The sequence below is a fragment of the Oceanobacillus sp. M60 genome (assembly GCF_053839645.1).
On record NZ_JBSSNH010000002.1, the window covers coordinates 332,404 to 355,306 of the forward strand.

Below are 22,903 nucleotides of genomic sequence, written 5' to 3' on the forward strand. Positions count from 1 at the left end.
AATCACCATGAAGTACTTTCTTATTGTACGACTTTTTTATTCAACTGTCATGGTTTGTCCATTATACAGCATATATATCATTGTATATCAAATTTATTTTTTTGAGAAGGCGGGGCAACACAAATGACAAAACAATCCTTTATCCAAGGAGCATTGATTCTAATTATCGCCGGGATGCTGACCCGTTTTATGGGCTTCATTAACCGTATGGTCGTCGCACGCTTTATGGGTGAAGAAGGTGTCGGTCTCTATATGATGGCTTTGCCTACCTTATTTCTGGTAATGACGCTGACGCAATTCGGTCTTCCTGTGGCTATTTCCAAGCGTGTAGCCGAAGCAGATGCTCAAAATGATTCGAAAAAAATAAAACAAATCGTTGCCGTCTCCCTTGCGATAACTTTAAGTGCAAGTATCCTGTTTACTGTCATCTTGATTCTCGCAGCACCCATTTTATCGGATACCTTATTCACGGACAAACGTGTACTGCTTCCTCTAGTGGTGATTAGCCCGATTATCCCTATAGCTGCTGTCTCCGCAGTATTAAGGGGATATTTCCAGGGAAAACAGAATATGAAGCCGCAAAGTATCGCACAAGTTCTTGAACAAGTTGTACGGATTGCCTTCGTCGGTATATTCATATATATCCTTTTACCTTACGGGGTGGAATATGCAGCGGCAGGCGCTATGTTCAGTATTATTATTGGTGAATTCGCTTCTCTCTTATACATGATTCGAAAATTTCGTCAAAAAAGAAAGCTGAAAATACGCAAACACTTTACAGAAACAGTTTTATCCGGAAAAGAAACCGCAAAAGAACTATTATCTATTTCTATGCCTACCCTGGGGAACAGAATGATTGGTTCGATTTCTAATTTTCTCGACCCAATCATTATTGTCCAATCTCTTGCGCTGGCTGGAGTAACTACAGCTGTTGCAACGAAACAATACGGAGAATTAATGGGCTATACCATGCCTTTATTATTTTTACCGACTTTTATAACAAGCTCCCTGTCAATAGCACTTGTTCCTTCTATTTCGGAAGCTGCTGCCAAGAACCAAAAGGAACTGATTCATAGCCGTATTCACCAATCCATCCGAATTTCCTTTGCTTCAGGGGCATTAGCCACCATTGTAATGACTTTATTCGCTGCTGATCTGCTAAATCTTATGTATCGTTCGGATTCCGCTGCCCCGTTGTTGATTATTATGGCACCTTTTTTCTTATTTTTATATATTCAAGCCCCATTGCAGGCAGCACTGCAAGCACTTGATTTAGCCCGGCCGGCAATGTGGAACTCATTGATTGGAGTCATTTTAAAATTCGGAGCGATGATACTGCTGGCAACCAGTTCCAATTTAGGAATCCAAGGAGGAGCAATCGCTATCTGCGCAAATGTTGTTCTCGTTACTTTTCTCCATATTATGGTATTAAAAAAGGAAATAAATTATTTTCCTGCCTGGAAGGAGATTATCCGCATGATTATTTTATGCGGAACTACTTTCCTGCTGACGTTTTATATAAAAAACCAATTTTACACAGCCGATACAACTTTAATCTCGTTTATCCTGCTGCTCATCATTATTGCTCTAATTTATATGATATTGCTGATTCTATTACGATTTATTCGAAAAGAAGAATTAAGACAGCTGCCGTTTTTCTCTAAAAAGAAATAAATTTAGAGAATTTATCTGTCATTCTCCTATAAATATTTCTTCTAAATAAAATGTCCGGGCATAAATTTAATTAAGGGACAAACTCAGAGGAGATGAATCAATGGTAAAAATTCAATGGACATCCTTACTCTACGGTTGGATTATATTATTCGTTTTACTTTTTCTCACGAGCTTTGCATTGGGCTTGTTATTAAAATTCGTGGACATGACAGAATCAACTTTATCATGGGCAACCTTTGTCATTGGTCTGGTTATTTTATTCACCTGCGGAATAATTACTGGTTTAAAAGGAAAAGCAAAGGGTTGGCTTTTAGGAGTACTGGTTGGTTTAGGATTTACCGGATTTGTTTTTCTGGTGCAATTTCTCGGCTACCAGCAGGGTTTTACATGGACACAAGCAATGTATCACGGGTTTTATCTGATTGCAGCCATATTAGGCGGGATTATCGGGGTTAACTTTTCAAGTCCGGCTGAAGAAAATTGATTCGTAAACGATAGTAATCCATAAAAAAAAAGCTAATGAATGTTACTCATTAGCTTTTTTCATTGATTATGCGTTTTGTTTTACTTCTCTGATTGCTGAACGGTCATATGTTAATTTTGTACCTTCTTCAGTAATTAACACAATGGTGCCTTCGTCAATCGCATGGATTTTCGCATGTAATCCACCGATTGTTATGATTTCATTACCTTTTTGCAGGCTATCTTGCATTTCTCTTACTTGCTTCTGACGCTTTTGCTGCGGACGAATAAGTAAGAAATAAAAAATAGCAAACATAAGTACGATCCATAAAATAGGTGTAACCATTTCCATATGTTCCAACTCCTTCCTAAAAGTTCTTTGGATTCTCTTGATTCAATCCATATTGTTCAAAGAATTCCTCTTTGAAATCACCAAGTCGATCATCTTTTATAGCAGTTCGGACTTGCTCCATTAATTTTAACAGAAAATGCAGGTTATGATAAGTCGTAAGTCGGAATCCGAATGTTTCATTGCATTTTATTAAATGTCGGATGTAAGCTCTTGTATAATTCTTACAAACATGACAGTCGCAATGCTCATCTATCGGTGAAAAATCACGTGCATATTTCGCATTCCGAACTACTAATCGGCCGTTTGAAGTCATGCACGTTCCATTTCTGGCAATCCGGGTCGGCAGAACACAATCAAACATATCTACGCCACGAATCGCCCCATCTATCAGTGCATCCGGGGAACCGACTCCCATTAAATATCTTGGCTTATTCGACGGCAATAGAGGTGTAGTAAATTCCAAGACATGATTCATCACATCTTTTGGCTCCCCAACAGATAATCCGCCAATTGCATAGCCGGGAAAATCAAGAGAAACTAAATCTTGAGCGCTTAGTTTTCGTAATTCTTCATATTCACCGCCCTGAACGATACCAAAAAGACCTTGGGTATCCGGACGCTTATGCGCCTCCAGGCAGCGCTCTGCCCATCGAGAGGTCCGTTCAACAGATGACTTCATATAATCATAGGTCGCCGGATACGGAGGACACTCATCAAATGCCATCATAATATCTGATCCCAATGCATTTTGAATATGCATTGCTTTTTCAGGTGAAAGAAACAGCTTCTCTCCATTTAAATGATTTCGGAAGTGTACACCTTTCTCTTCGATTTGACGCATATCGCTTAAGCTGAACACTTGAAAACCGCCTGAATCTGTTAAAATGGCTTTATCCCAGTTCATAAACTTATGCAGGCCGCCAGCCTCTTCAATAATATCTTCTCCGGGGCGCAGCCATAAATGATAGGTATTCGATAAGATAATATTTGCCTGCATCGAATGCAATTCTTCCGGACTTATTGTTTTTACTGTTGCCAGTGTCCCCACCGGCATAAAAGTAGGCGTATCAAACGAGCCATGCGGTGTATGGACACGGCCAAGTCTTGCCCCTGTCTGTTTATCTGTCTTTATTAATTCATACGTTATCGGTGTCATCATTTATCTTCCCTTTTCTTCAGCCTAAACATATCATAACGTATTTATACCTCGTTAGGCTAGATAATTAGCATCGCATCTCCAAAACTGAAGAAACGATAACGTTCTTTTACAGCCTCATGATATGCATGAAGCACCTCATCTTTCCCGGCCAGAGCACTTACAAGCATAATAAGTGTTGATTTGGGAAGGTGGAAATTTGTAATTAATCCATCAATCGCCTGATATTGATATGGCGGATAAATAAAAATATCTGTCCAGCCGCTCGTTTCTGCAAAGGAACCATCATAATCCCGGGCAATTGTTTCCAGTGTCCGAGTGGAGGTGGTTCCTACTGAAATAATCCTTCTGCCCTCTGCTTTGGCTTGATTCAAAGTGTCAGCCGCTTCTTCGGACATACGGTAAAATTCACTATGCATCGTATGCTCTTCAACAGAATCAACACTTACCGGCCGAAATGTCCCCAAACCAACATGAAGCGTAATAAAAATAATCTGGACGCCTTTTTCCCTTATCTGCTGTAATAATGCATCGGTAAAATGAAGACCGGCAGTCGGAGCAGCAGCAGATCCTTTTTCTTTTGCGTAAACCGTCTGATAACGGTCTTTTTCAGAAAGCTGCTCCTTAATATATGGCGGCAATGGCATTTCTCCAAGTTCATCTAATATTTCATAAAAAATACCCTGGTAAGAAAATTCGACTGTACGTCCGCCATGTTCTTTCGTGCCTGTGCAAACAGCCTTTAACAGCCCATCTCCAAAATCAATGACTGTCCCTTTTTTTACTTTTTTCGCCGGCTTTACTAACACTTCCCAACTGTCGCCTTCTTCCTGATGCAGTAAAAGAACCTCCAGCTTCGCACCTGTATCTTCTTTTACACCATACAGGCGGGCAGGCAACACCTTTGTATCATTCAAAACAAGGCAATCTCCAGTTTGAAGGTAATCTATTATATCTGAAAAATGCTGATGCTGTATTCGGCCTGTCTGTTTATCCAGCACACAAAGCCTGGATGCAGTCCGATCCTTCAGCGGTGTCTGCGCAATTAATTCTTCAGGCAGATCAAAATCAAAATCTTCAATATTCATGTCCATCCCTTACTTTCCTCTTATCATTAAAACCTATCTAAATCTGCTGATAATAAATAAAATCAGCGTTAATATGACACTAACAAGAATAGAAGTCATTAACGGAAAATGAAAGGTCATATTTCCTTTTTGAAACGTAAAATCACCCGGCAGCCTCCCGATAAAGGTCCAAATCAAGCCGATGATAATTAGCACGATTCCAGCAATAATAAATAATTTACCCATTACTCTTCCCCGTTTATCATTGGTATTCCAAAATGTTCATAGGCTTTGGGTGTTACTTTTCTCCCTCTGGGTGTACGCTGGATAAAACCTAATTGAAGCAGATACGGCTCATATACTTCTTCAATCGTCTGCGATTCTTCACCAATCGTTGCCGCAATGGTATCCAGCCCGACTGGCCCGCCATTAAAGCCTTCTATAATCTCCGTTAACAATTTATGATCAATATGATCCAAACCGGCGTCATCCACCTGCAGCATTTTTAAAGCCTGTCTGGTCGTTTCAAAGCTAATTTCTGTTTCTCCTTTTACCTGTGAAATATCACGTACTCTTTTTAATAAACGGTTTGCAATACGCGGCGTTCCCCTCGATCTGCGGGCAATCTCTATAGCCGCATCTTCTGAAATCGTCATATGGAATATATCGGCTGTACGCATAACAATTTGACGTAAATCCGCCACATCATAGTATTCCAGACGGCTGAGTACACCAAACCGGTCACGCAGCGGCGCACTCAAGAGCCCAGATCGTGTTGTTGCTCCTACCAGTGTAAAAGGCGGCAAATCAATCCGGACACTGCGCGCACTTGGCCCGCTCCCAATTACAATATCAATAAAGAAGTCTTCCATAGCAGGATAAAGCACTTCTTCCACAGATCTCGGGAGACGATGCACTTCATCAATAAATAATACATCTCCAGGCTCCAAAGAAGATAGAATTGCTGCTAAATCTCCGGCTCTCTCTATTGCCGGGCCAGAAGTAGACCTGAATTGCACACCCATCTCATTAGCAATAATAGAAGCCAGTGTCGTTTTACCTAACCCCGGCGGCCCGAACAGCAATACATGATCCAGCGGCTCTTCACGCATTTTAGCTGCTTGGATAAAAATACTTAAATTTTCTTTTACCTTTGGCTGACCAATGTAGTCCTCTAGCTGTAACGGCCTTAAACTTTGCTCTATCGACACATCCTCATCATGCAGGTTTCCGTCAATCATACGTTCATCCAAAAGGAACACTCCTTTCTATTATTTTGCTAACAGACTAAATGCTTTGCGAATAACCTCGTCTGTATTCGTGAGCGTCTTATCTGATTTCAGCTGCGGTGTGATTTTTTTCAGCTCACTTGTGGTAAAGCCTAATGATTTTAAGGCATCCAATGCTTCAGACACAATTTCACGCCCGCTAGTGCCTGCTGCTTCTCCGGAAGTCTGTTCCTCTGTATTTTCTATTGCAAAATCATGAACCAGCTTTCCTTTTAAGTCTAAAATAATCTGGCGCGCTGTTTTTTTTCCGACCCCTGGAAAGGTTGTTAAAAATTTTTCATCTTCATTTTCAACAGCCGCAATAAAGCCTTGAATATTCACGCCGGCTAAAATCGCCAAAGCTCCCTTAGGACCGATGCCTGACACTGAAATAAGCTTCGTAAATAAATATTTCTCATCTGTATTCCGAAAGCCGAATAAAATTTGTGCATCTTCTCTGACATGATGATGCGTATGTATTTGGACTTGCTGATTCATTTCCGGTTCAAATACGTAGGGATTGGGGCAAATCAGCTCATACCCAATCCCATGTACATCCACAATGACAGCATTATCTTTTATCGTCGTAAGCTTTCCTTTTATATATGCAATCATATTGAGCTCCCTTTATTTTAAGTGCGTGTTCATAAAGACCAATAAATAAGAACAGGTCGTCTAATAATGTGCCAGAACGTAGGTGTTCATAGGAAAAAATCTTTTCCCCGCCGTGTCATTTTTTATGGACTTTTTGAACATCCTCTTTAAACAGAATCAATGAATAAACTTCTATTTAGGATAAATAGAAGTTTATTCATTCGACTCCAGATTATGATGAACATCTTGAACATCTTCACTTTCTTCTAATGCATCCACTAACTTCATCATCTTCTCTTCATCTTCCGGAGATAAAGAATTATAATTTTGCGGAATGAAAGTGACTTCTGCATCAGCTAACTTATAAGACTGCTCCTCCAAATAAGAGACAACATCCTGGTAATCCTCGGGGCTCGTATAGATTTCATAAGCTCCATCCTCTATACTGACATCTTCTGCACCGGCTTCCAGTGCATCTAAAGTCATCGTATCTTCATCGATAGTATCATCTTCATTTTCAACGACAATGTAGCCTTTACGATCAAACATAAAAGATACACTTCCATTTTCACCAAGATTTCCGCCATTTTTCTTAAAAGCGTGTCTGATTTCAGCCGCAGTACGGTTTTTATTATCTGTTAACACATTTACAATAACCGCAACACCGCCGGGGCCGTAGCCTTCATAGGTAATTTCCTCATAGGTGGCGCCATCCAGCGTGCCGGTTGCTTTTTTTATATTTCGCTCTATATTATCATTAGGCATATTATCAGCCTTTGCTTTATCCACAGCTGTTCTTAAAGCAGCATTGGTATCCATATCTCCGCCGCCGCTTTTCGCAGCAAGATAGATATCCTTCGCATGCCTCATAAAAATTTTACCTTTTTTTGCATCCTGTGCATTTTTTCTCTTCTGTATATTTTTCCATTTGGAATGTCCAGCCATTAGACATACTCCTCTCTCGAAACTCTTTTTTTACTATATCAAAAAAAGTCCCATCAGAAAAGGAAAACCGTCTTTTTTCCTTAGCTACTCGAACAGATTTTCAAACATACGTTCCATATCTTCTCCCATTTGGTTTGCTTCATCACGTGCATAAAAATCTTTAACTTGCTCCCACTTTGCCACATCATTATAGATAAAAAGCTGTTTATCTGTATCCAGAATTTGTTCGATTTCCTCACTTATTTCTTCAAAATCACGCTGATCTGTCCCTTTCTTCATTTGAACAGCAACAACCACTCGATCTCTTCCTGTAACAATCCGAACATCTTCTGCATCAACATGCTCGCTGACCAATTTTTGAAATGCAGCTGATTCTTCCCGGTCAAAATTCTCTAATGACGGGGCCTTTGTTTGCTTTTCAGCATCATTCTCCGAGGTTGTTCGGTTTCTGTTTTCCTCATAATGAATTGGCTGAACAGATTGGTCATTGCCTGCATTTTTTTCTGTAGCTGTATCGGTATCTGAACAGCCTGTTAATATTATCATGGTGAACACTGCATAAACTATATATTGTATTTTAAACATAATAAAAATCCTCCCTTATACTTTAGTATGGATAAGGAAGGATTTTTTACACCTTTTTTATCAAAACTTTTACGAGCTGGAATCATGTTTATCGTCAGGCTGTTCCGGAAAAAATGGCGGCTTTGGATAGAATGTATTTCCATGTGAATTAGATAACGGCGTCTGATGAGGCTGAAAATAGTGTCGATTTTCAGAGAATTTCGGACTCTGTTCCGGTGGCTGCTCCAAAAATGATGCTGATGTTGGCAGATGATTAGCTTTATTAGAAGACAACGGTTTATCATTATCGGACTGTTGTTTAGAATGCAATGCTCGGTTCGTTACTGACTGATAAGACTCAGGCATCGGCGTTTGCTGACTTGCTTCATTTACAGACGGCTGCTGATAAGGCATCATTTCTTGAAACTGCTGAGGAGCTGCTTCAAACTGTGATTCATTAAAACCAGCCGGGATTGGGGCAAAGTTCCCTTGCATCGGCGGTAGTGGTTGCTGTCCTCCACAGCCGCAGTCTCCCGTCGGCGGCATCATTGAAAATCCATGCTGCATTCCCGGATGAACAGGATACGGGTGATACGGATGTACCGGCGGATGCATTGGCGGACAAGGTATATAAAATACTGGCATCATCTGCGGTAAAAACGGCATAGGTTCACAAGGCATCGCTGCCGGCTGCTGGTAAGAATCAAAGTCAAATACAGGATGTTGCTGTTCTGGCGCTTGTGTTTGCGGTTCGGTCTTACTTGCCGGCTGCTGCTCTTTAGCTGGTGCTGTTTTTTCTTGCTTATGTTCTTTAGGCTTCGGCATTTTAGCTGGTTTCTTTTCTGTTTTCATTTCCTTTTCTAAAATAGGCATAGCAGGCGCCTGTGGCATTTGAGGCATTTTGGGCATCACTGCTTCAAATTGTTCCTTTTTCTTTTCTTTTTGATCATCCTCTTTTAAAACAGCAATTGGTGTCGGTGTTTTATGCTTATAAGGATGCTCTTCTTTTTTCTTTTCTTCTTTTTGCACCGGTTTTTTTTGTTCTTTCTTGGTTGTTTTTGTCTCTTCTTTGGAAACCGGCGTCATTTGTTCTTTCTTGGATTTCTTTTCTTCCTTAGATAGTGGTGCTGTCTCTTCTTTTTTAGATGTACTTTTTTGTACCGCTTTTTTTGATCCGGGTATTTTGATCTTCATTCCAGGCATTAGTTTCTCCGGGTCAGCCAAATGTGAATTTACCTTTTTTAATTCCTCAAAAGAAGCATTATACTTCTCAGCCAATTTCCACAACGTATCTCCAAGCTGCACAATGTGTATTTTCAAAAATAACGAACTCCTTTCCCTTTCATGATTGAAATGGGCTAATGCTCTATATCAGCATATGCATGAAACAGAAAAAAGTTGCACATGTATGGTTACATGCTTGTTCATTTTCAAGCTTTCAATCCAGCATTTTATATTGATAAAGAAATATGCCAAATTTTTTATTTCATATTCCTCACAGAAGAGACGACCTGTCAAAATAGTGTCCATATCCATAAATGTTTCAATCTGATTTGTACATACTAACCAGAGAAAGCATCGTTTAAATAACGTTTCTTGTGTCGGGTATTTATTTGGACACGCTCCAATCATAGGTTTTGTTTTAGTCTGGAGTCTGTTTTCATGCTGGCCGTAAATGTTATAGCGTCTGAGATGAGTCGTTCATGGCAGAGATTATTTTTGCTTAGGAAACTGGATTCTAAAAAATAATAAAAATCATTGTAGGTATTTTTTAAATACTGGAAGGAGAAAATTATGAGCAACCCCTCTAAAAAAAGGAAAATATCTGATGTTTTCATTTATGCCTCTATTGTTGTAGGTATTTTAGTGATACTTGGTGCAGTATTTCCAAATCAATTCGGACAAATTTCCGGAAACGTATCCTCCTGGATCACGAACTATTTTGGCTGGTATTACATGATTCTTACTGCGATTCTTGTTTTCTTCTGTTTATTTCTTATTTTCAGTCCTATAGGAACTTTAAAATTAGGGAAGCCAAGAGATAAACCAGAATTCAATACAATTTCTTGGCTTGCCATGTTATTCAGTGCCGGGATGGGGATTGGATTAGTGTTCTATGGTGCCTCTGAGCCAATTTCACATTATATTGCTCCACCTACAGAAGATCCAGAAACCAATGCCGCGATGCTTGAGTCGATCCGCTCCACTTTTTTACATTATGGGTTTCATGCCTGGGCGATATATGGCGTAGTTGCTCTTTCTCTCGCATATTCCCAGTTTCGAAAAGGAGAGGTCGGACTATTATCTAAAGCCCTGCGTCCATTATTCCATGATCGTGTGGACGGTATATTCGGCACTGTCGTAGATGTATTAGCCGTTTTTGCAACTGTAATTGGTGTTGCCGTATCGCTCGGTGTCGGAGCTTTACAAATCAATGGCGGGTTAAACTACCTGTTCGGTGTGCCTAATAACTCAATCGTTCAGGGGATCATTATCGCTATTGTAACGGTGCTATTCCTTATCAGCGCCTGGAGCGGAATAAATAAAGGGCTTCAATATTTGAGCAATGCAAACATGGTGTTAGCCGGCATCATCTTTCTTACTATATTAATTGTTGGACCAACTATTCTAATCTTAAATATGATGACAAGCGGAGCAGGCTCCTATCTGCAAAATCTTTTGTATAATTCTTTAGACGTCGCGCCGCTAAATGCTCAAAAGCGTGAATGGATGGCTGACTGGACGCTTTATTATTGGGGCTGGTGGATGAGCTGGAGTCCATTTGTCGGCATCTTCATCGCCCGTGTTTCCAGAGGCCGGTCAATTCGAGAATTTGTTTTGGCTGTAATGCTTGTTCCTACAATCATTAGTATTTTATGGTTCAGTGTATTTGGCGTTACAAGTATTTCGATTGCCCAAAGTGCTCCGCAAATCTTTAATATGGGCCCGGAAACGCAATTATTTGCAGTTTTCAATGAAATGCCGCTGGGCACCATTTTATCCATTGTTACAATTCTGCTCGTAACCATATTCTTTATAACTTCTGCGGATTCAGCAACTTTCGTTTTAGGGATGCAAACATCCTTTGGGTCTTTAACTCCAGGTAGGAAGATAAAAATTATTTGGGGGATTGCATTATCAGCCATTGGATATATCCTTCTTTTGGCAGGCGGAGAAAATGGCCTCGATGCACTGCAGTCCGCCGCAATAACCGCTGCCTTGCCATTCAGCATCGTGGTTATATTGCTGGTGATATCCTTCTTTAAAGTTGCTAACGAGGAAAGGAAATTTTTAGGTTTATCTATAACGCCTAACAAAAAAAGAATGCAGACATATCTGGAAAATTCCCCAGAGGAATACGAAAAGAATTTAGAAACATACCGGGAAAAGAAAAAAGACGATACCAAAGGAATATAAAATAAAACTTCACTCAGCGGGAGTTTTACGGACGGTTCTCCGTGGTAAATAAGTATGCAAACAAATTAAATTCTGTGGACGCCTCTCAGCTTGCTTCTCCGTCAGACTCTGTGCTGTTGCATGCTTAGGGACAGGTTCTGTTATGAAAGATTTTTGAACACTGATTAGATGCTTAAAAAGTGCTGGGAAGAAAATAACTCAGCGCTTTTTCTTGTACCGTTTTATTTTATCCCGGGCTGTCCGCCTGAACAGAACCTGCAAACATACAGGCACCTTAAAAATGGTTTTCTTTTTTCATTGGACAGTTCATTTATTCTGTTGAAGGCGCATTTTGATATAAAAATGTTTTCTTTTATCTTATAGAGGTATATAGATATAAGGGGATATCCTGAAACAAGAAGCTTAATAAAATTTAAAATCCATTCTTACCGCTGTACAATAAGGCTTTCGCTTTATTTTTATCCAGATTGCAGTTGATTTTATGATGGTTCCTTGTTAGGATATGAAAGTCTATAAAATACAAAATTCAAATTTGTATTTAGGATTGTTTTAAATACGGGAAGGAGCAAATTATGAGTAAAAACTCATCAAAAAGAAAAATGTCTAACGTTTTTCTTTACGCCTCTATTGTTATTGGCATTTTAGTAATACTTGGAGCAGTTTTTCCAGAAGGATTTGGAAACATTGCAGGTAATTTATCAGATTGGATTACAGAATATTTTGGCTGGTATTACATGATTCTTACAACCATCCTCGTTTTCTTCTGTATTTTTCTTATTTTCAGTCCAATCGGAACGTTAAAGTTAGGAAAACCAAAAGATAAACCAGAATTCAATACCGTTTCTTGGCTTGCTATGTTATTTAGTGCCGGGATGGGAATTGGGTTAGTGTTCTATGGTGCGTCTGAGCCTGTTTCGCATTATCTTGCTCCGCCAACAGCGGATCCAGAGACGAACGAAGCGATGCTTGAATCGATGCGCTCTACTTTCTTACACTATGGCTTCCATGCATGGGCTATATATGGTGTTGTAGCATTGGCACTCGCATATTCTCAATTTAGAAGAGGGGAAGTTGGACTTTTATCCAAAGCATTACGCCCGATATTCCACGATCGCGTTGATGGACCATTGGGCACCGTGGTAGACGTTCTTGCAGTTTTTGCAACCGTAATCGGTGTTGCCGTCTCACTTGGTGTAGGTGCTTTGCAGATTAATGGCGGTTTAAACTACTTAATCGGTATACCTAATAACATATTCGTACAAGCAATTATTATAGCTGTGGTAACAGTGCTGTTCTTAATCAGCGCTTGGAGCGGTTTAAGCAAAGGAATCCAATATTTAAGTAATGCAAACATGGTATTGGCCGGAATTTTATTTCTAATCATATTAATTGTCGGACCGACTATTTTAATCTTGAATATTATGACCTCCGGCACTGGCGGCTATCTGCAAAATTTCGTATATAATGCTTTAGATGTCGCACCGCTGAATCAGCAAAAAAGTGATTGGATGTCCGACTGGACGATTTACTATTGGGGCTGGTGGATGAGCTGGAGCCCGTTTGTGGGAATCTTCATTGCGCGTGTTTCCAAGGGTCGTACAGTACGTGAATTTATTCTTGCTGTATTGCTGGTTCCTACAGTAATAGGTATTATATGGTTCAGCGTATTTGGAGTCACTGGCATCTCTATCGGTCAAAGTACTCCACATATATTTGATATGCCGCCCGAAACACAATTGTTTGGAATTTTCAACGAACTTCCAATGGGCGTGATACTATCAATTATTGCGATTCTGCTTGTATCCATATTCTTTATAACCTCTGCCGACTCGGCAACTTTCGTTTTAGGAATGCAAACCTCCTTCGGGTCTCTGACACCGCCTGGAAGAGTGAAAATTGTTTGGGGAGTTTCCTTATCAGCTATTGCATTTATTCTTTTATTAGCGGGAGGAGAAACTGGTCTTGACGCATTACAATCAGCTGCGATAACAGCTGCTCTGCCATTTAGTATTGTAGTCATATTGCTGGTTATATCCTTCTTCAAAATTGCTAATGAAGAAAGAAAATTCCTGGGGCTAACGATTACACCGAACAAACAGCGGGTGAAAACTTATCTGGAAACATCGCCAGAGGAATATGAGAAAAAATTAGAAACGTACAGAGAAAAGCAAAAAGACGATACAAAAGGTATATAAGCAAGAAAAAAGTGCTGGGCGTAATCACTCAGCACTTTTTTCTTTTGTTCTCCTATATTCTGTTTGCAAATTGTTACCTATCTTTTATTTTAAAATATTATATTATCGCTGTTATCACTTCTAAACTTCAAATAGGGACAGGACTTTTAGCTTATAAGATATCATAAACAGAATATGATCCCAAAATTGTAACCTGGCATCCTAATGCTTCCAGTTCAGCCTTTACACCGGGAAGAAGAACGTCATCATAGGCTTGATTCACATCAATAATAAAGAAATAATTGCCTAATCCTGTTTTCGTAGGCCTGGACTCAATCTTAGATAAATTCAATTTACGCCACGCAAAGGCAGAAAGAATTTGATGCAGTGCTCCTGCCTGGTCACTTGGCAGCGTAATTAAAAGCGTTGTTTTATCACCCTTGGCTTCGCTTTTGATTTTAACCTTCTCCGGCTGGTGAGAAAGGACCAGGAATCGGGTATGGTTATTTGGATAATCATGAATATTTTCTTTCATTATTTCCAAGCCATACTCTGAAGCTGCTGCCCGATTTCCGATAGCTGCAATGGGCTGATCAGAATTGCTTACGATTTCAGCCGCTTTCCCCGTTGAGGAAGTAAAAGCAATTTTGGCATTATGTAAATTCTGGTGCAAATATTGATGGCACTGAGCAATAGCATGACTATGCGAATGTACCTCTTCTATATCGGATTCTTTTTGAACTATATCACTGCGCACCAATAAATGCTGTTGAATCGGGACAACGATTTCTCCCACTACAGGGATCCGCACTTGATGAATCAAATAATCCACCGTCAATTGTACAGTTCCTTCAATAGCGTTTTCTAACGGAACAACTCCAATATCAATTTCTCCTTTATCTACGGCATCGATACATTCTGGGATTGTTTTAAAAGCTTCTTTATGTTCTCCGTTAAACGTTGCATCTACTGCTAATTTTGTAAATGTTCCTTTGGGGCCTAAATAACCAATACTCGTCAACTTCATTTCCTCCTAAATAGAAAAATGCAAAGCACCTGTTAAACAACGCCGAAACTTGAGCCCCTGTTCATTTAGAGCGGTTTAACTTTGATCTGTCCGCACCTGCAGGCTTGCAGGCTGCTAAGTTTTTCCGCCGGGGCTCATGTGTTATTTCTTCGTTTTTGGCGCTTGGAACTGAAAATTAAAATCTATTCAATAAAATCAAATTCATAATCTAACAGCCGAACCGTATCACCGTCTTGTGCTCCGCGCTCACGAAGCGCTTTATCTACACCCATTCCTCTTAATTGGCGTGAAAAACGCTGAACAGCTTCATCATGTTGGAAATCAGTCATTTTAAATAATGTTTCGATTCGATGTCCATAGAGTACGTATGCACCATCCGGATCTCTTGTGATATGGAAAGGATCCTCTTCCTTCTGGTAACGATAAACAACCGTTTCATCCGCCTGCTCTATCTCTGGCTCATATTTTGGAATCTCTTCCAGCTTATCTGCCACTGCAAATAATAAATCTCTCAGACCATCCTTGGTAACAGCTGAAATTTTATATATCGGAACTTCTTCCCCAAGGTTTTCTTTGAACCCTGCTAAATTCTCTTCTGAACCCGGCATGTCCATTTTATTGGCAGCGATGATTTGCGGTCTTGTTAAAAGCTTCTTATCATACGCCGCCAGCTCTTCATTAATCTTAATATAGTCTTCATAAGGGTCGCGTCCTTCTGTCCCTGCCATATCAATCACATGAACAATAACTCTTGTACGCTCCACATGGCGCAGGAATTGATGGCCCAATCCAACCCCCTGGGAGGCGCCCTCTATTAAACCGGGTAAATCGGCCATCACAAAGCTGCGCTGGTCTCCTGTGTCCACAACACCCAGATTTGGAGCAATCGTTGTAAAATGATAAGCAGCAACCTTTGGCTTAGCCGCACTGACGACAGACAATAATGTAGACTTTCCAACACTTGGAAAACCGACCAATCCCACATCAGCAATCAGCTTCAGCTCTACTTTAATATTACGCTCCTGCCCCGGTTCACCGTTTTCTGCCATATCGGGAGCTGGATTACGCGGACTGGCAAACCTTGTGTTACCTCTTCCTCCCCGTCCGCCTTTTGCGATAACAGCCTCTTGCTCGTGAGTTGTTAAATCGGCTATTACTTCTTCTGTATCTTCATCGACTACAGTTGTTCCGGGTGGTACTGGAATCACATAAGCAGCAGCATTTTTACCGTGCTGGGTTTTACTCATTCCGTTTTCACCGCGTTTACCTTTAAAATGACGATTGTAGCGAAAATCCATTAATGTATTTAAACCTTCATCTACCTTAAAGACGATATCCGCTCCATTACCGCCATCTCCACCTGCGGGGCCGCCTTTTGGAACATATTTCTCCCTGCGGTATGCAACAAGTCCATTACCGCCGTCTCCGGCTTTCACATAGACACTTACCTGATCAACAAACATGGCTATTCACCTCTTTCTTCCTTTGTTATTTTCCAATTAAAGCTTGTTTGTTCTTTTTCATTCGTCATAGAAATCCCATATTGTTTTTCTACGTTATTCATATTTATTTTCTCAAGTACGACATCATTTATATTCATCCCGATTTCCCAATGGGTTTCTTTTTCTTTCATATGGAGAAAGAGTTCGTGCACATGGAACGCTTCTGCAGCATCTGATAAAACAGCTAATAATGCTTCACAAGCAGAGAGAAGCTTTTGCCCGTCAATGGATTTTTCCATTGATTCCAGCAAATCTATACGATAGGTTAATGCAAAAGAAGGGTAGTTATCCTGAAACCGCAATACCCAGATCATAAATGCATCAGCATTCAACCGCATCAGTTTTCGTTCCTCTTCATAAAACTTGATTACATCATCTAAATTCTTTTTTGCTTTATCTGCTTTTCCCATACTCAAATAACCGGAAACAATTTGTAATCGGTTCATTAGATCATGTCGATACTTCTGGATTAAACCAACTGTCTCCTTTTCGTCCATTCCTTCACCTCATTAAAATTGAGTATAGCAGAAATCAGAGGAAATCAAAAGTCGTAAACAGCAGAATCCGGCTATACTTTAGAAATCAAAGAAGGCTGCCGAGAGATTATCTCGACAGCCTGTCTTGTTCGTTTCTTAACTATACTGTTATCCGAGCATTATGCTTCTTTAGCTACAGGATAAACACTGACTTTTTTACGATCTCTACCGAAGCGTTCGAATCTCACAACACCATCGATTTTAGCAAAAAGCGTGTCATCCCCGCCGCGGCCAACATTCTCACCTGGATAAATTTTTGTACCGCGTTGACGATAAAGGATAGAACCGCCAGTTACAAACTGTCCATCAGCACGTTTAGATCCAAGTCGTTTTGATTCTGAATCACGACCGTTTTTTGAGCTACCTACACCTTTTTTAGATGCGAAAAATTGTAAATCAAGACGTAACATGAAAATGCACCTCCTTATGAAAATTTCAGTTCAATATGCTCCCCATAACTTTCTTCAATGGTTTCTAAAGAGACAATCATCCCTTTTACCAGCCACTGTATTTTTTCAAGTTTTTCGGAGCTTATATTTGTTGGAAGCTTCACAGCAAGATAACCGCCGTCAGCTCCCTGATCAATATCGAGGTCTGTCTCACATAGCTTCATAATTGCATTCACAGCACCAAATGTCACAGCTGAAACTCCTGCACAGACAAGATCATACCCATAAGGACCACTCTCTGCATGTCCAGTAAGTTTAAATGCTGTAACCTGATTGTCAGATTGAAAAACCGTTACCTGAATCATTATGAACAACAGATCCTTATAAGCTGATTTTATCGATTACAAGTTTCGTATATGGTTGACGATGACCTTGTTTACGATGATAGTTCTTTTTAGGCTTGAACTTCACAACGTCAATTTTCTTTTGACGGCCATGTTTTTCAACCTTAGCTGTTACAGATGCGCCATCCACATATGGAGCACCAACCTTCACATCGTCTCCGCCGACGAATAGGACTTTCTCAAAAGTCACCGTGTCATTCACTTCACCAGTAACTTTCTCTACATAAATTTCTTGTCCCTCAGTTACTTTAACTTGCTTACCACCAGTTTCAATAATTGCGTACATTTATATGCACCTCCTCTTTAAACTCAGACTCGCCATTCAGGTACTGCAGACAGCAGTTTTAAAACCTGTTCTGCGCGGTTGTAGCACGGGTGCTACTTTGCATAACAGATAAATCTTATCATTTTACAGGTTTCATTGTCAACCTTTTTTAAAAAATACCTTTATATTCGTCCATTTAGACGGAGTGTCTTTCAAATTATATAAAATAATGCATCCTTCTGCAAGAACCTTACCTTTAATTACACTGCGATATATCCGTTGATAAAGGGATAAATATCAATCATCTTCAGCCTGCACAGTCTGTCATTTATCTTTCTTCCATTTACTCATATATACAGCTTGTTCCACATATAATGAATCACACCACGCTATAAAGGATTGTGAGATGTATGGATAAAAACTTAAAAAGAATTCGCAAAGCCATTGAAATGCGTCAAAAAGCAAAAGGATTAAATCGAACAAATCGGAGCCAGCAAGAAGATTATCTGCAAAGTAACGCGTTACCGGAAATGGAAGAGTCTCACGGTTTTTATCCTTCTATATCCGCCAGCCATACAAATTCAGCAAGTCCTGAGAACAATTCCCGTATTACCAGTATTGCTGTGAAGGCTCTTTTGTCCGTTTCACTGTTTCTGGGGACCGCATTCGTTACAGAAATAGACAGGCCATTTATGCAACAGCCTAAAGAGTGGCTTACTTCCACTTTAACGAATCAATTTCCTTTTGCAAAAGTAAATGCATGGTATTCTGATGCATTTGGTGCTCCCCTGTCATTCAGGCCGAGTACAGTTTCAGAAGAAGTAACCAACGATGCAGGGTATCTTCCAGTCAACGGCATCATTTCAGAGCATTTCCATGAAAATGGGCAAGGCATCTATATTGAACCGGAGGGAGAAGAAAATGTAGCAGCTGTCCAAGAAGGTATTGTTGTGTTTGCCGGCAACGACCGTTCCACAGAAAAAACAGTCAAGATTCAGCATGCAGATGGAACCACGACACAATATGGCTTTTTAGATTCCATCGAGGTTCATTTATATCAGCATATTGCCAATGGGCAAGTTCTGGGAACCTCAGGAATGGAAATGGAAAGCGAAAGTTCATCTGTTTTTTTCGCAATTGAGCAAGAAAACCAATATATTGATCCTGAGCAGGTGATTCTGGTTGATCAACAGCCTTAAAAATTCCGTACAGCTTATTCATCTACATCCGATTCTTTGGATATTCTTTGTCATTTCCTTTTTAACAGGTTCTTTTACTGAACTTGCTATTATATTCAGCCTTGTTTTTCTTCACGAATTAGGGCACTATATTGCTGCTTCTTCCTTTAAATGGCGAATTTCCGCTATTATTCTTTGGGCTTTCGGCGGCGTCATGAAGACAGATGAACACGGGACTCGCCCCGTCCGTGAAGAAGTAATTGTTATACTGGCAGGTCCGATGGTACAAGTTTTCATATTTGGCTTCCTTTATAGCGCATTTTCCTTTGGAATGATACCAGACTATTACTACGGATTAATTCTTTATTATAATACAATCATCCTCTTATTTAACTTGCTGCCTATTTGGCCGCTGGATGGCGGAAAACTTGTTTTCTTAGCTTTAACTACTTTCTTAACCTTTAAAAAGGCGTATTATGTAACTATCATCAGCTCTTTAGTAATTTGTGCCCTGATTATTCTCGCTCAGCTTCTTTTCTTTCCATTTACACTGAGCAGTTTTCTTATTTGGCTCTTTTTAATACATGAAAATCGAAAAGAATGGAAATATCGCTTTTATGTATTTATCCGTTTCCTTTTAAAGAGATATGAGAGCGGACATTTTGTACGTGCTATCCAACCGATTTATGCCTCTCCTCAAGATAGCTTTTTGGATGTATTAGCCCGGTTTCATCGTGAAAAAAAACATACTATTTATATTGAATACCCTGATAGAGAACGCATTTCTGTGGAGGATAATGAATGCTTGGATTTCTATTTTAATGAGAGACCTTATCGAAAAACGATTGGAGAAGCTTTTACTGGCTACTGAATAAATAAAACATCCGCCACGGTACTTCCGCAGCGGATGTTTTATTTATAAGATTATTATATTTTAAAGAATGCTTTTACCTTTTGCATAAAACTTTTTTCTTCCTCGAGCGACTGAAGCGGAACGGTTTCGCCTAAAATCCTTCTGGCTATGTTGCGATAGCTGATAGAGGATTTAAAATTTGGATGCAGCGCAATGGGTTCTCCTTTATTAGAAGCTTTAATCATTTCTTCACTATCCGCTACAATCCCAATTAAATCAATTGCTAAGAGCTGAACAATATCGTCTACATCGAGCATATCGCCATTCTGCATCATATGATTACGGATTCGATTAATGACGAGTCTCGGCGGTTCGATCATATCTTCTTTTTCAATCAATCCGATAATTCGATCTGCATCGCGTACACTGGAATTTTCAGGTGTTGTGACTACAATCGCTCTGTCCGCACCAGCAATGGCATTTTGAAAGCCTTGTTCAATACCTGCCGGACAATCAATAATGATATAATCGTATTCTTGCTTTAATTCTGTCACGATCTCTTTCATTCCCTCTGTGGTGACAGATGACTTATCGCTTGTCTGTGCGGCAGGAAGTAAAGAAAGGTAATCAAAACGTTTATCTTTGATTAAAGCCTGCTGCAGCTTACAGCGTCCCTGAATAACGTCAACAATATCATAAATAATACGATTTTCCAGCCCCATAATTACATCGAGATTACGAAGGCCGATATCTGTATCGATTAAACAAACTTTTTTATCCATTAATGCTAAAGATGTCCCAATATTTGCAGTTGTCGTTGTTTTACCAACTCCACCTTTCCCGGATGTAATTACAATCGCTTCACCCATTATTCATTCTCCTCTCAAATGCGCTAATCACCTTTCTCTGTTTAGAAAGTATTTTGATAGAATCAATTACAATCTTGTTCTGATCCGGATCAATGATTCCGCATTCCATGTATACTCCATCTGCTTCATAATCAGGTGCCCGACTGATATATTCTGCAATTCGAAGCTGTGCCGGTTTCATATAAGAAGCAGCTATAAAAGCTTCTTGGTCCCCTTCTGTGCCAGCATGTGCAATTCCTAATAAGTTCCCCATGATATAGATGTTTCCTCTGGCTCTTACTCTGCCTCCAGGGTTCACATCACCAATCAGCAGCAAATCGCCTTCTGTTTCAAGAACTTGTCCAGATCGGACAATCTGGTTAACTACTTTTAATTTACTCTGATCCAGCCAAGTTTTTGCATCTTTGATTGGTATAACTTCGGATTCCATTGCTTCAATCTGGAAACGATTCTTCTCTTCAATAATTTTCTTTAATTGATTGCGCTGTTCCTCGGTTAAATAACGGTGTCCGAGTTTTACTTTTACAGAAACTACAGGTTCCTCTTTTTTCGGGCTGCTTTCATCAAGCTTTTTGATTAAATCTTGGACAATTTCTTCAAAAGAAGAATTTTCATCTATAAATAAAATCAAACCATCTCTTGTCCCTTTAATCGTGATGGTCGGTTTGGTTTCTTGCACGATATATTCACCTCTTTTTTCTACAGCCAGCATAAAAGCAGATTACTGACTGAGCAGAGTCCGCCGCTCTTTCATAAATATACGTTTGAACAGATTTATTTCAAACGGTCAGATCAGGTTAATTCTCTTCCCCATTTCCGTATCGGTTTTATTATTAGCGGATAGATTAATACCAGGAATAAAAGATTCAAAAGAATAGTAGGCACTAATCGATTCAATAAGTATACTTCTATCGGCATATCTGCTAATCCAATCACAGTGAAAACCGTATAGACACTTAGATCAGCCAAAGCTATTCCAAAAGCGGAAAGGATTAACAGCACATAAAAGTTACCTTGCAGCATTTTCTTTAAACCGCGGACAATGTAAATTACCAGTGCATAAGAAAACATATAAACACCTAAAATACCTGTATACACAATATCAAAAAGCAATCCAAAAATAAGTGCATATAAAACAGCATAATAAGTATCATTACGGTCGTAGAATATGGCAATGTAAATGAGCATAATAAACAGCCAGTGCGGCACAATCATATATGTACCCATTAATAACTGTTGAGGTAAAAGCTCTAAAGCCACGCCGCTGAGTACCATGACGACGAACAGAATCAAAGGGAATATCACACGTCTAGTCAAGACTCGTCATCCCCTTCTTCAACATCGTCTTCCGGCTGGTCAATAGAACGGTTCACAACAATAACATTGCGGATGTCAAATAAATCCGCCGCCGGTTCGACCATTGCGATTCTGGTCAATCCATATTGGTCGGCAACTACTTCATTTACTTCACCAATGGTTATGCCAGCAGGAAACTCTCCGCCAAGTTCTGAGGAATATACGGTATCTCCTTCCTCGATATCTGTATCCGATTCTTCAATAATGCGGAATAAGAGCATCTCTGTCTCTTCATCGAACCCTTCTATCATTCCAAAAATATCACTGTCGTCTTCTCTCAATACAGTTGCAGAAACACGGTTGAACTCGTCAAAACCTGTCAGTAATTGTACCGTGGCCGTACCCCCTGATGTATGAAGCACTTTTCCAATCATTCCTTCAGCTGTACGCACAACCATATTTTCCTGTACCCCGTCATTCTCTCCGCGATTAATGGTTACCTGATTAACCCATTGCTCCGGCGAACGGGCAATCACTGTTGCATAGATTGGTTCATAGTCTCGAGCTGTTTCCGTCATATCAATCATGGAACGCAGCTCTTCATTTTCTTCTTCCAGATTTTGCAGGTCATAGGCTACACTTTTTTGTTGAGAAAGCTGCTCCCTTAATACCTGGTTCTCTTCATATGTTGTCTTGAAATCACTGATATTGGAAGCAATATCAGTGACAAACGTTACTGGAGCCTGTGCAACATTCTGCACCCACCCCACGGCATCACTGACAATCTTTTCACCAACGTTTAAATGTCCGCGATTGTTTAGAGAATATCCTATTAATACGACGAGTACAATAAATCCGATAAGGATTATAAATAATTTCTTGCTTCGAAAAAAATTCATACAAACACCTAC

General features: G+C 39.8%; 25 protein-coding genes and 1 other annotated feature. Of the genes, 6 read left to right on the top strand and 19 right to left on the bottom strand.

Annotated elements, in window-relative coordinates; all coding sequences use genetic code 11:
• The first annotated feature begins 123 nt into the window (after positions 1-123).
• Positions 124-1,674, top strand: a complete 1,551-nt coding sequence (spoVB, locus tag ACW0TQ_RS05835) for a stage V sporulation protein B (RefSeq protein WP_455725413.1) — start codon at positions 124-126, stop codon at positions 1,672-1,674.
• 100 nt (positions 1,675-1,774) lie between these two features.
• Positions 1,775-2,158 carry a TIGR04086 family membrane protein gene (locus tag ACW0TQ_RS05840; protein ID WP_042534355.1) on the top strand — a complete coding sequence of 128 codons (384 nt, stop codon included), beginning with the start codon at positions 1,775-1,777 and terminating at the stop codon, positions 2,156-2,158.
• Between the two features lie 66 nt (positions 2,159-2,224).
• Here the strand turns inward: ACW0TQ_RS05840 and yajC are convergent, their stop codons facing one another.
• The 9 genes from yajC to safA all read right to left on the bottom strand — a co-directional run bounded on the left by yajC (position 2,225) and on the right by safA (position 9,402).
• Positions 2,225-2,488: a preprotein translocase subunit YajC gene (gene yajC, locus ACW0TQ_RS05845; RefSeq protein ID WP_042534357.1), complete on the bottom strand. Its 264-nt coding sequence runs from the start codon at positions 2,486-2,488 to the stop codon at positions 2,225-2,227.
• 16 nt (positions 2,489-2,504) lie between these two features.
• On the bottom strand, positions 2,505-3,644 hold the full coding sequence (gene tgt, locus ACW0TQ_RS05850) for a tRNA guanosine(34) transglycosylase Tgt (RefSeq protein WP_455725473.1): 1,140 nt from the start codon (positions 3,642-3,644) through the stop codon (positions 2,505-2,507).
• Between the two features lie 59 nt (positions 3,645-3,703).
• A complete protein-coding gene (gene queA, locus ACW0TQ_RS05855; protein WP_276540067.1) occupies positions 3,704-4,732 on the bottom strand; it encodes a tRNA preQ1(34) S-adenosylmethionine ribosyltransferase-isomerase QueA in 1,029 nt (342 codons plus the stop codon).
• A 33-nt stretch (positions 4,733-4,765) separates the two neighbouring features.
• Entirely contained in the window at positions 4,766-4,957 is a 192-nt protein-coding gene (locus ACW0TQ_RS05860; protein WP_042534363.1) for a DUF2905 domain-containing protein, read from the bottom strand.
• The gene (ruvB, locus tag ACW0TQ_RS05865; protein ID WP_042534365.1) at positions 4,957-5,964 is read right to left on the bottom strand and encodes a Holliday junction branch migration DNA helicase RuvB; all 1,008 of its coding nucleotides are present in this window, start codon (positions 5,962-5,964) and stop codon (positions 4,957-4,959) included. Before ruvB ends, ACW0TQ_RS05860 begins: the two co-directional genes overlap by 1 nt.
• A gap of 18 nt (positions 5,965-5,982) precedes the next feature.
• Entirely contained in the window at positions 5,983-6,594 is a 612-nt protein-coding gene (gene ruvA, locus ACW0TQ_RS05870; RefSeq protein ID WP_042534367.1) for a Holliday junction branch migration protein RuvA, read from the bottom strand.
• A 192-nt stretch (positions 6,595-6,786) separates the two neighbouring features.
• The gene (locus ACW0TQ_RS05875) at positions 6,787-7,518 is read right to left on the bottom strand and encodes a YebC/PmpR family DNA-binding transcriptional regulator (protein ID WP_042534369.1); all 732 of its coding nucleotides are present in this window, start codon (positions 7,516-7,518) and stop codon (positions 6,787-6,789) included.
• A gap of 84 nt (positions 7,519-7,602) precedes the next feature.
• A complete protein-coding gene (locus ACW0TQ_RS05880; RefSeq protein WP_042534371.1) occupies positions 7,603-8,103 on the bottom strand; it encodes a YhcN/YlaJ family sporulation lipoprotein in 501 nt (166 codons plus the stop codon).
• Between the two features lie 69 nt (positions 8,104-8,172).
• Entirely contained in the window at positions 8,173-9,402 is a 1,230-nt protein-coding gene (safA, locus tag ACW0TQ_RS05885) for a SafA/ExsA family spore coat assembly protein (protein WP_368901236.1), read from the bottom strand.
• A gap of 474 nt (positions 9,403-9,876) precedes the next feature.
• Between safA and ACW0TQ_RS05890 the strand changes: the two genes are divergently transcribed.
• Positions 9,877-11,499, top strand: a complete 1,623-nt coding sequence (locus ACW0TQ_RS05890; protein WP_368901237.1) for a BCCT family transporter — start codon at positions 9,877-9,879, stop codon at positions 11,497-11,499.
• Between the two features lie 572 nt (positions 11,500-12,071).
• The gene (locus ACW0TQ_RS05895) at positions 12,072-13,694 is read left to right on the top strand and encodes a BCCT family transporter (RefSeq protein ID WP_042534374.1); all 1,623 of its coding nucleotides are present in this window, start codon (positions 12,072-12,074) and stop codon (positions 13,692-13,694) included.
• A 151-nt stretch (positions 13,695-13,845) separates the two neighbouring features.
• Here ACW0TQ_RS05895 and pheA read toward each other — a convergent pair whose 3' ends face one another.
• The 6 genes from pheA to rplU form a co-directional block, all read right to left on the bottom strand.
• Entirely contained in the window at positions 13,846-14,700 is an 855-nt protein-coding gene (gene pheA, locus ACW0TQ_RS05900) for a prephenate dehydratase (RefSeq protein WP_042534376.1), read from the bottom strand.
• Between the two features lie 182 nt (positions 14,701-14,882).
• Positions 14,883-16,163 carry a GTPase ObgE gene (obgE, locus tag ACW0TQ_RS05905; RefSeq protein WP_368901238.1) on the bottom strand — a complete coding sequence of 427 codons (1,281 nt, stop codon included), beginning with the start codon at positions 16,161-16,163 and terminating at the stop codon, positions 14,883-14,885.
• A 2-nt stretch (positions 16,164-16,165) separates the two neighbouring features.
• Positions 16,166-16,699, bottom strand: coding sequence for a Spo0B domain-containing protein (locus ACW0TQ_RS05910; protein WP_455725414.1), 534 nt, complete (start codon positions 16,697-16,699; stop codon positions 16,166-16,168).
• Positions 16,700-16,857: 158 nt separating this feature from the next.
• Positions 16,858-17,148 carry a 50S ribosomal protein L27 gene (gene rpmA, locus ACW0TQ_RS05915; RefSeq protein ID WP_042534381.1) on the bottom strand — a complete coding sequence of 97 codons (291 nt, stop codon included), beginning with the start codon at positions 17,146-17,148 and terminating at the stop codon, positions 16,858-16,860.
• Positions 17,149-17,162: 14 nt separating this feature from the next.
• Positions 17,163-17,492, bottom strand: coding sequence for a ribosomal-processing cysteine protease Prp (locus tag ACW0TQ_RS05920; RefSeq protein WP_042534383.1), 330 nt, complete (start codon positions 17,490-17,492; stop codon positions 17,163-17,165).
• Positions 17,493-17,508: 16 nt separating this feature from the next.
• Positions 17,509-17,817: a 50S ribosomal protein L21 gene (gene rplU / locus ACW0TQ_RS05925; RefSeq protein WP_042534385.1), complete on the bottom strand. Its 309-nt coding sequence runs from the start codon at positions 17,815-17,817 to the stop codon at positions 17,509-17,511.
• A gap of 15 nt (positions 17,818-17,832) precedes the next feature.
• Positions 17,833-17,907, bottom strand: a sequence feature (ribosomal protein L21 leader region).
• 299 nt (positions 17,908-18,206) lie between these two features.
• Here rplU and ACW0TQ_RS05930 point away from each other — a divergent pair.
• Complete coding sequence (locus ACW0TQ_RS05930; protein ID WP_042534387.1) at positions 18,207-18,995, top strand: M23 family metallopeptidase; 789 nt, start codon at positions 18,207-18,209, stop codon at positions 18,993-18,995.
• Positions 18,979-19,845, top strand: coding sequence for a M50 family metallopeptidase (locus ACW0TQ_RS05935; RefSeq protein ID WP_052485080.1), 867 nt, complete (start codon positions 18,979-18,981; stop codon positions 19,843-19,845). Before ACW0TQ_RS05930 ends, ACW0TQ_RS05935 begins: the two co-directional genes overlap by 17 nt.
• A gap of 56 nt (positions 19,846-19,901) precedes the next feature.
• On the opposite strand, the gene minD is transcribed toward ACW0TQ_RS05935, so the two are convergent.
• The 4 genes from minD to mreC all read right to left on the bottom strand — a co-directional run bounded on the left by minD (position 19,902) and on the right by mreC (position 22,891).
• Positions 19,902-20,696, bottom strand: coding sequence for a septum site-determining protein MinD (minD, locus tag ACW0TQ_RS05940; protein WP_042534389.1), 795 nt, complete (start codon positions 20,694-20,696; stop codon positions 19,902-19,904).
• Positions 20,689-21,375: a septum site-determining protein MinC gene (minC, locus tag ACW0TQ_RS05945; protein WP_042536291.1), complete on the bottom strand. Its 687-nt coding sequence runs from the start codon at positions 21,373-21,375 to the stop codon at positions 20,689-20,691. The genes minD and minC overlap by 8 nt, the downstream gene beginning before the upstream one ends.
• A gap of 113 nt (positions 21,376-21,488) precedes the next feature.
• Complete coding sequence (mreD, locus tag ACW0TQ_RS05950; protein WP_042534391.1) at positions 21,489-22,013, bottom strand: rod shape-determining protein MreD; 525 nt, start codon at positions 22,011-22,013, stop codon at positions 21,489-21,491.
• Entirely contained in the window at positions 22,010-22,891 is an 882-nt protein-coding gene (gene mreC / locus ACW0TQ_RS05955) for a rod shape-determining protein MreC (protein WP_042534393.1), read from the bottom strand. The genes mreD and mreC overlap by 4 nt, the downstream gene beginning before the upstream one ends.
• Positions 22,892-22,903 lie beyond the last annotated feature (12 nt).

Coding starts and splice junctions, on each gene's coding strand:
- ACW0TQ_RS05860 (WP_042534363.1), bottom strand. CDS start 4,957: ATGGGTAAATTATTTATTATTGCTGGAATCGTGCTAATTATCATCGGC.
- spoVB (WP_455725413.1), top strand. CDS start 124: ATGACAAAACAATCCTTTATCCAAGGAGCATTGATTCTAATTATCGCC.
- queA (WP_276540067.1), bottom strand. CDS start 4,732: ATGAATATTGAAGATTTTGATTTTGATCTGCCTGAAGAATTAATTGCG.
- rplU (WP_042534385.1), bottom strand. CDS start 17,817: ATGTACGCAATTATTGAAACTGGTGGTAAGCAAGTTAAAGTAACTGAG.
- ruvA (WP_042534367.1), bottom strand. CDS start 6,594: ATGATTGCATATATAAAAGGAAAGCTTACGACGATAAAAGATAATGCT.
- ACW0TQ_RS05840 (WP_042534355.1), top strand. CDS start 1,775: ATGGTAAAAATTCAATGGACATCCTTACTCTACGGTTGGATTATATTA.
- ACW0TQ_RS05930 (WP_042534387.1), top strand. CDS start 18,207: ATGGATAAAAACTTAAAAAGAATTCGCAAAGCCATTGAAATGCGTCAA.
- obgE (WP_368901238.1), bottom strand. CDS start 16,163: ATGTTTGTTGATCAGGTAAGTGTCTATGTGAAAGCCGGAGACGGCGGT.
- yajC (WP_042534357.1), bottom strand. CDS start 2,488: ATGGAAATGGTTACACCTATTTTATGGATCGTACTTATGTTTGCTATT.
- ACW0TQ_RS05920 (WP_042534383.1), bottom strand. CDS start 17,492: ATGATTCAGGTAACGGTTTTTCAATCTGACAATCAGGTTACAGCATTT.
- rpmA (WP_042534381.1), bottom strand. CDS start 17,148: ATGTTACGTCTTGATTTACAATTTTTCGCATCTAAAAAAGGTGTAGGT.
- ACW0TQ_RS05880 (WP_042534371.1), bottom strand. CDS start 8,103: ATGTTTAAAATACAATATATAGTTTATGCAGTGTTCACCATGATAATA.
- ACW0TQ_RS05910 (WP_455725414.1), bottom strand. CDS start 16,699: ATGGACGAAAAGGAGACAGTTGGTTTAATCCAGAAGTATCGACATGAT.
- mreC (WP_042534393.1), bottom strand. CDS start 22,891: ATGAATTTTTTTCGAAGCAAGAAATTATTTATAATCCTTATCGGATTT.
- ACW0TQ_RS05890 (WP_368901237.1), top strand. CDS start 9,877: ATGAGCAACCCCTCTAAAAAAAGGAAAATATCTGATGTTTTCATTTAT.
- pheA (WP_042534376.1), bottom strand. CDS start 14,700: ATGAAGTTGACGAGTATTGGTTATTTAGGCCCCAAAGGAACATTTACA.
- minD (WP_042534389.1), bottom strand. CDS start 20,696: ATGGGTGAAGCGATTGTAATTACATCCGGGAAAGGTGGAGTTGGTAAA.
- ACW0TQ_RS05875 (WP_042534369.1), bottom strand. CDS start 7,518: ATGGCTGGACATTCCAAATGGAAAAATATACAGAAGAGAAAAAATGCA.
- ACW0TQ_RS05895 (WP_042534374.1), top strand. CDS start 12,072: ATGAGTAAAAACTCATCAAAAAGAAAAATGTCTAACGTTTTTCTTTAC.
- tgt (WP_455725473.1), bottom strand. CDS start 3,644: ATGACACCGATAACGTATGAATTAATAAAGACAGATAAACAGACAGGG.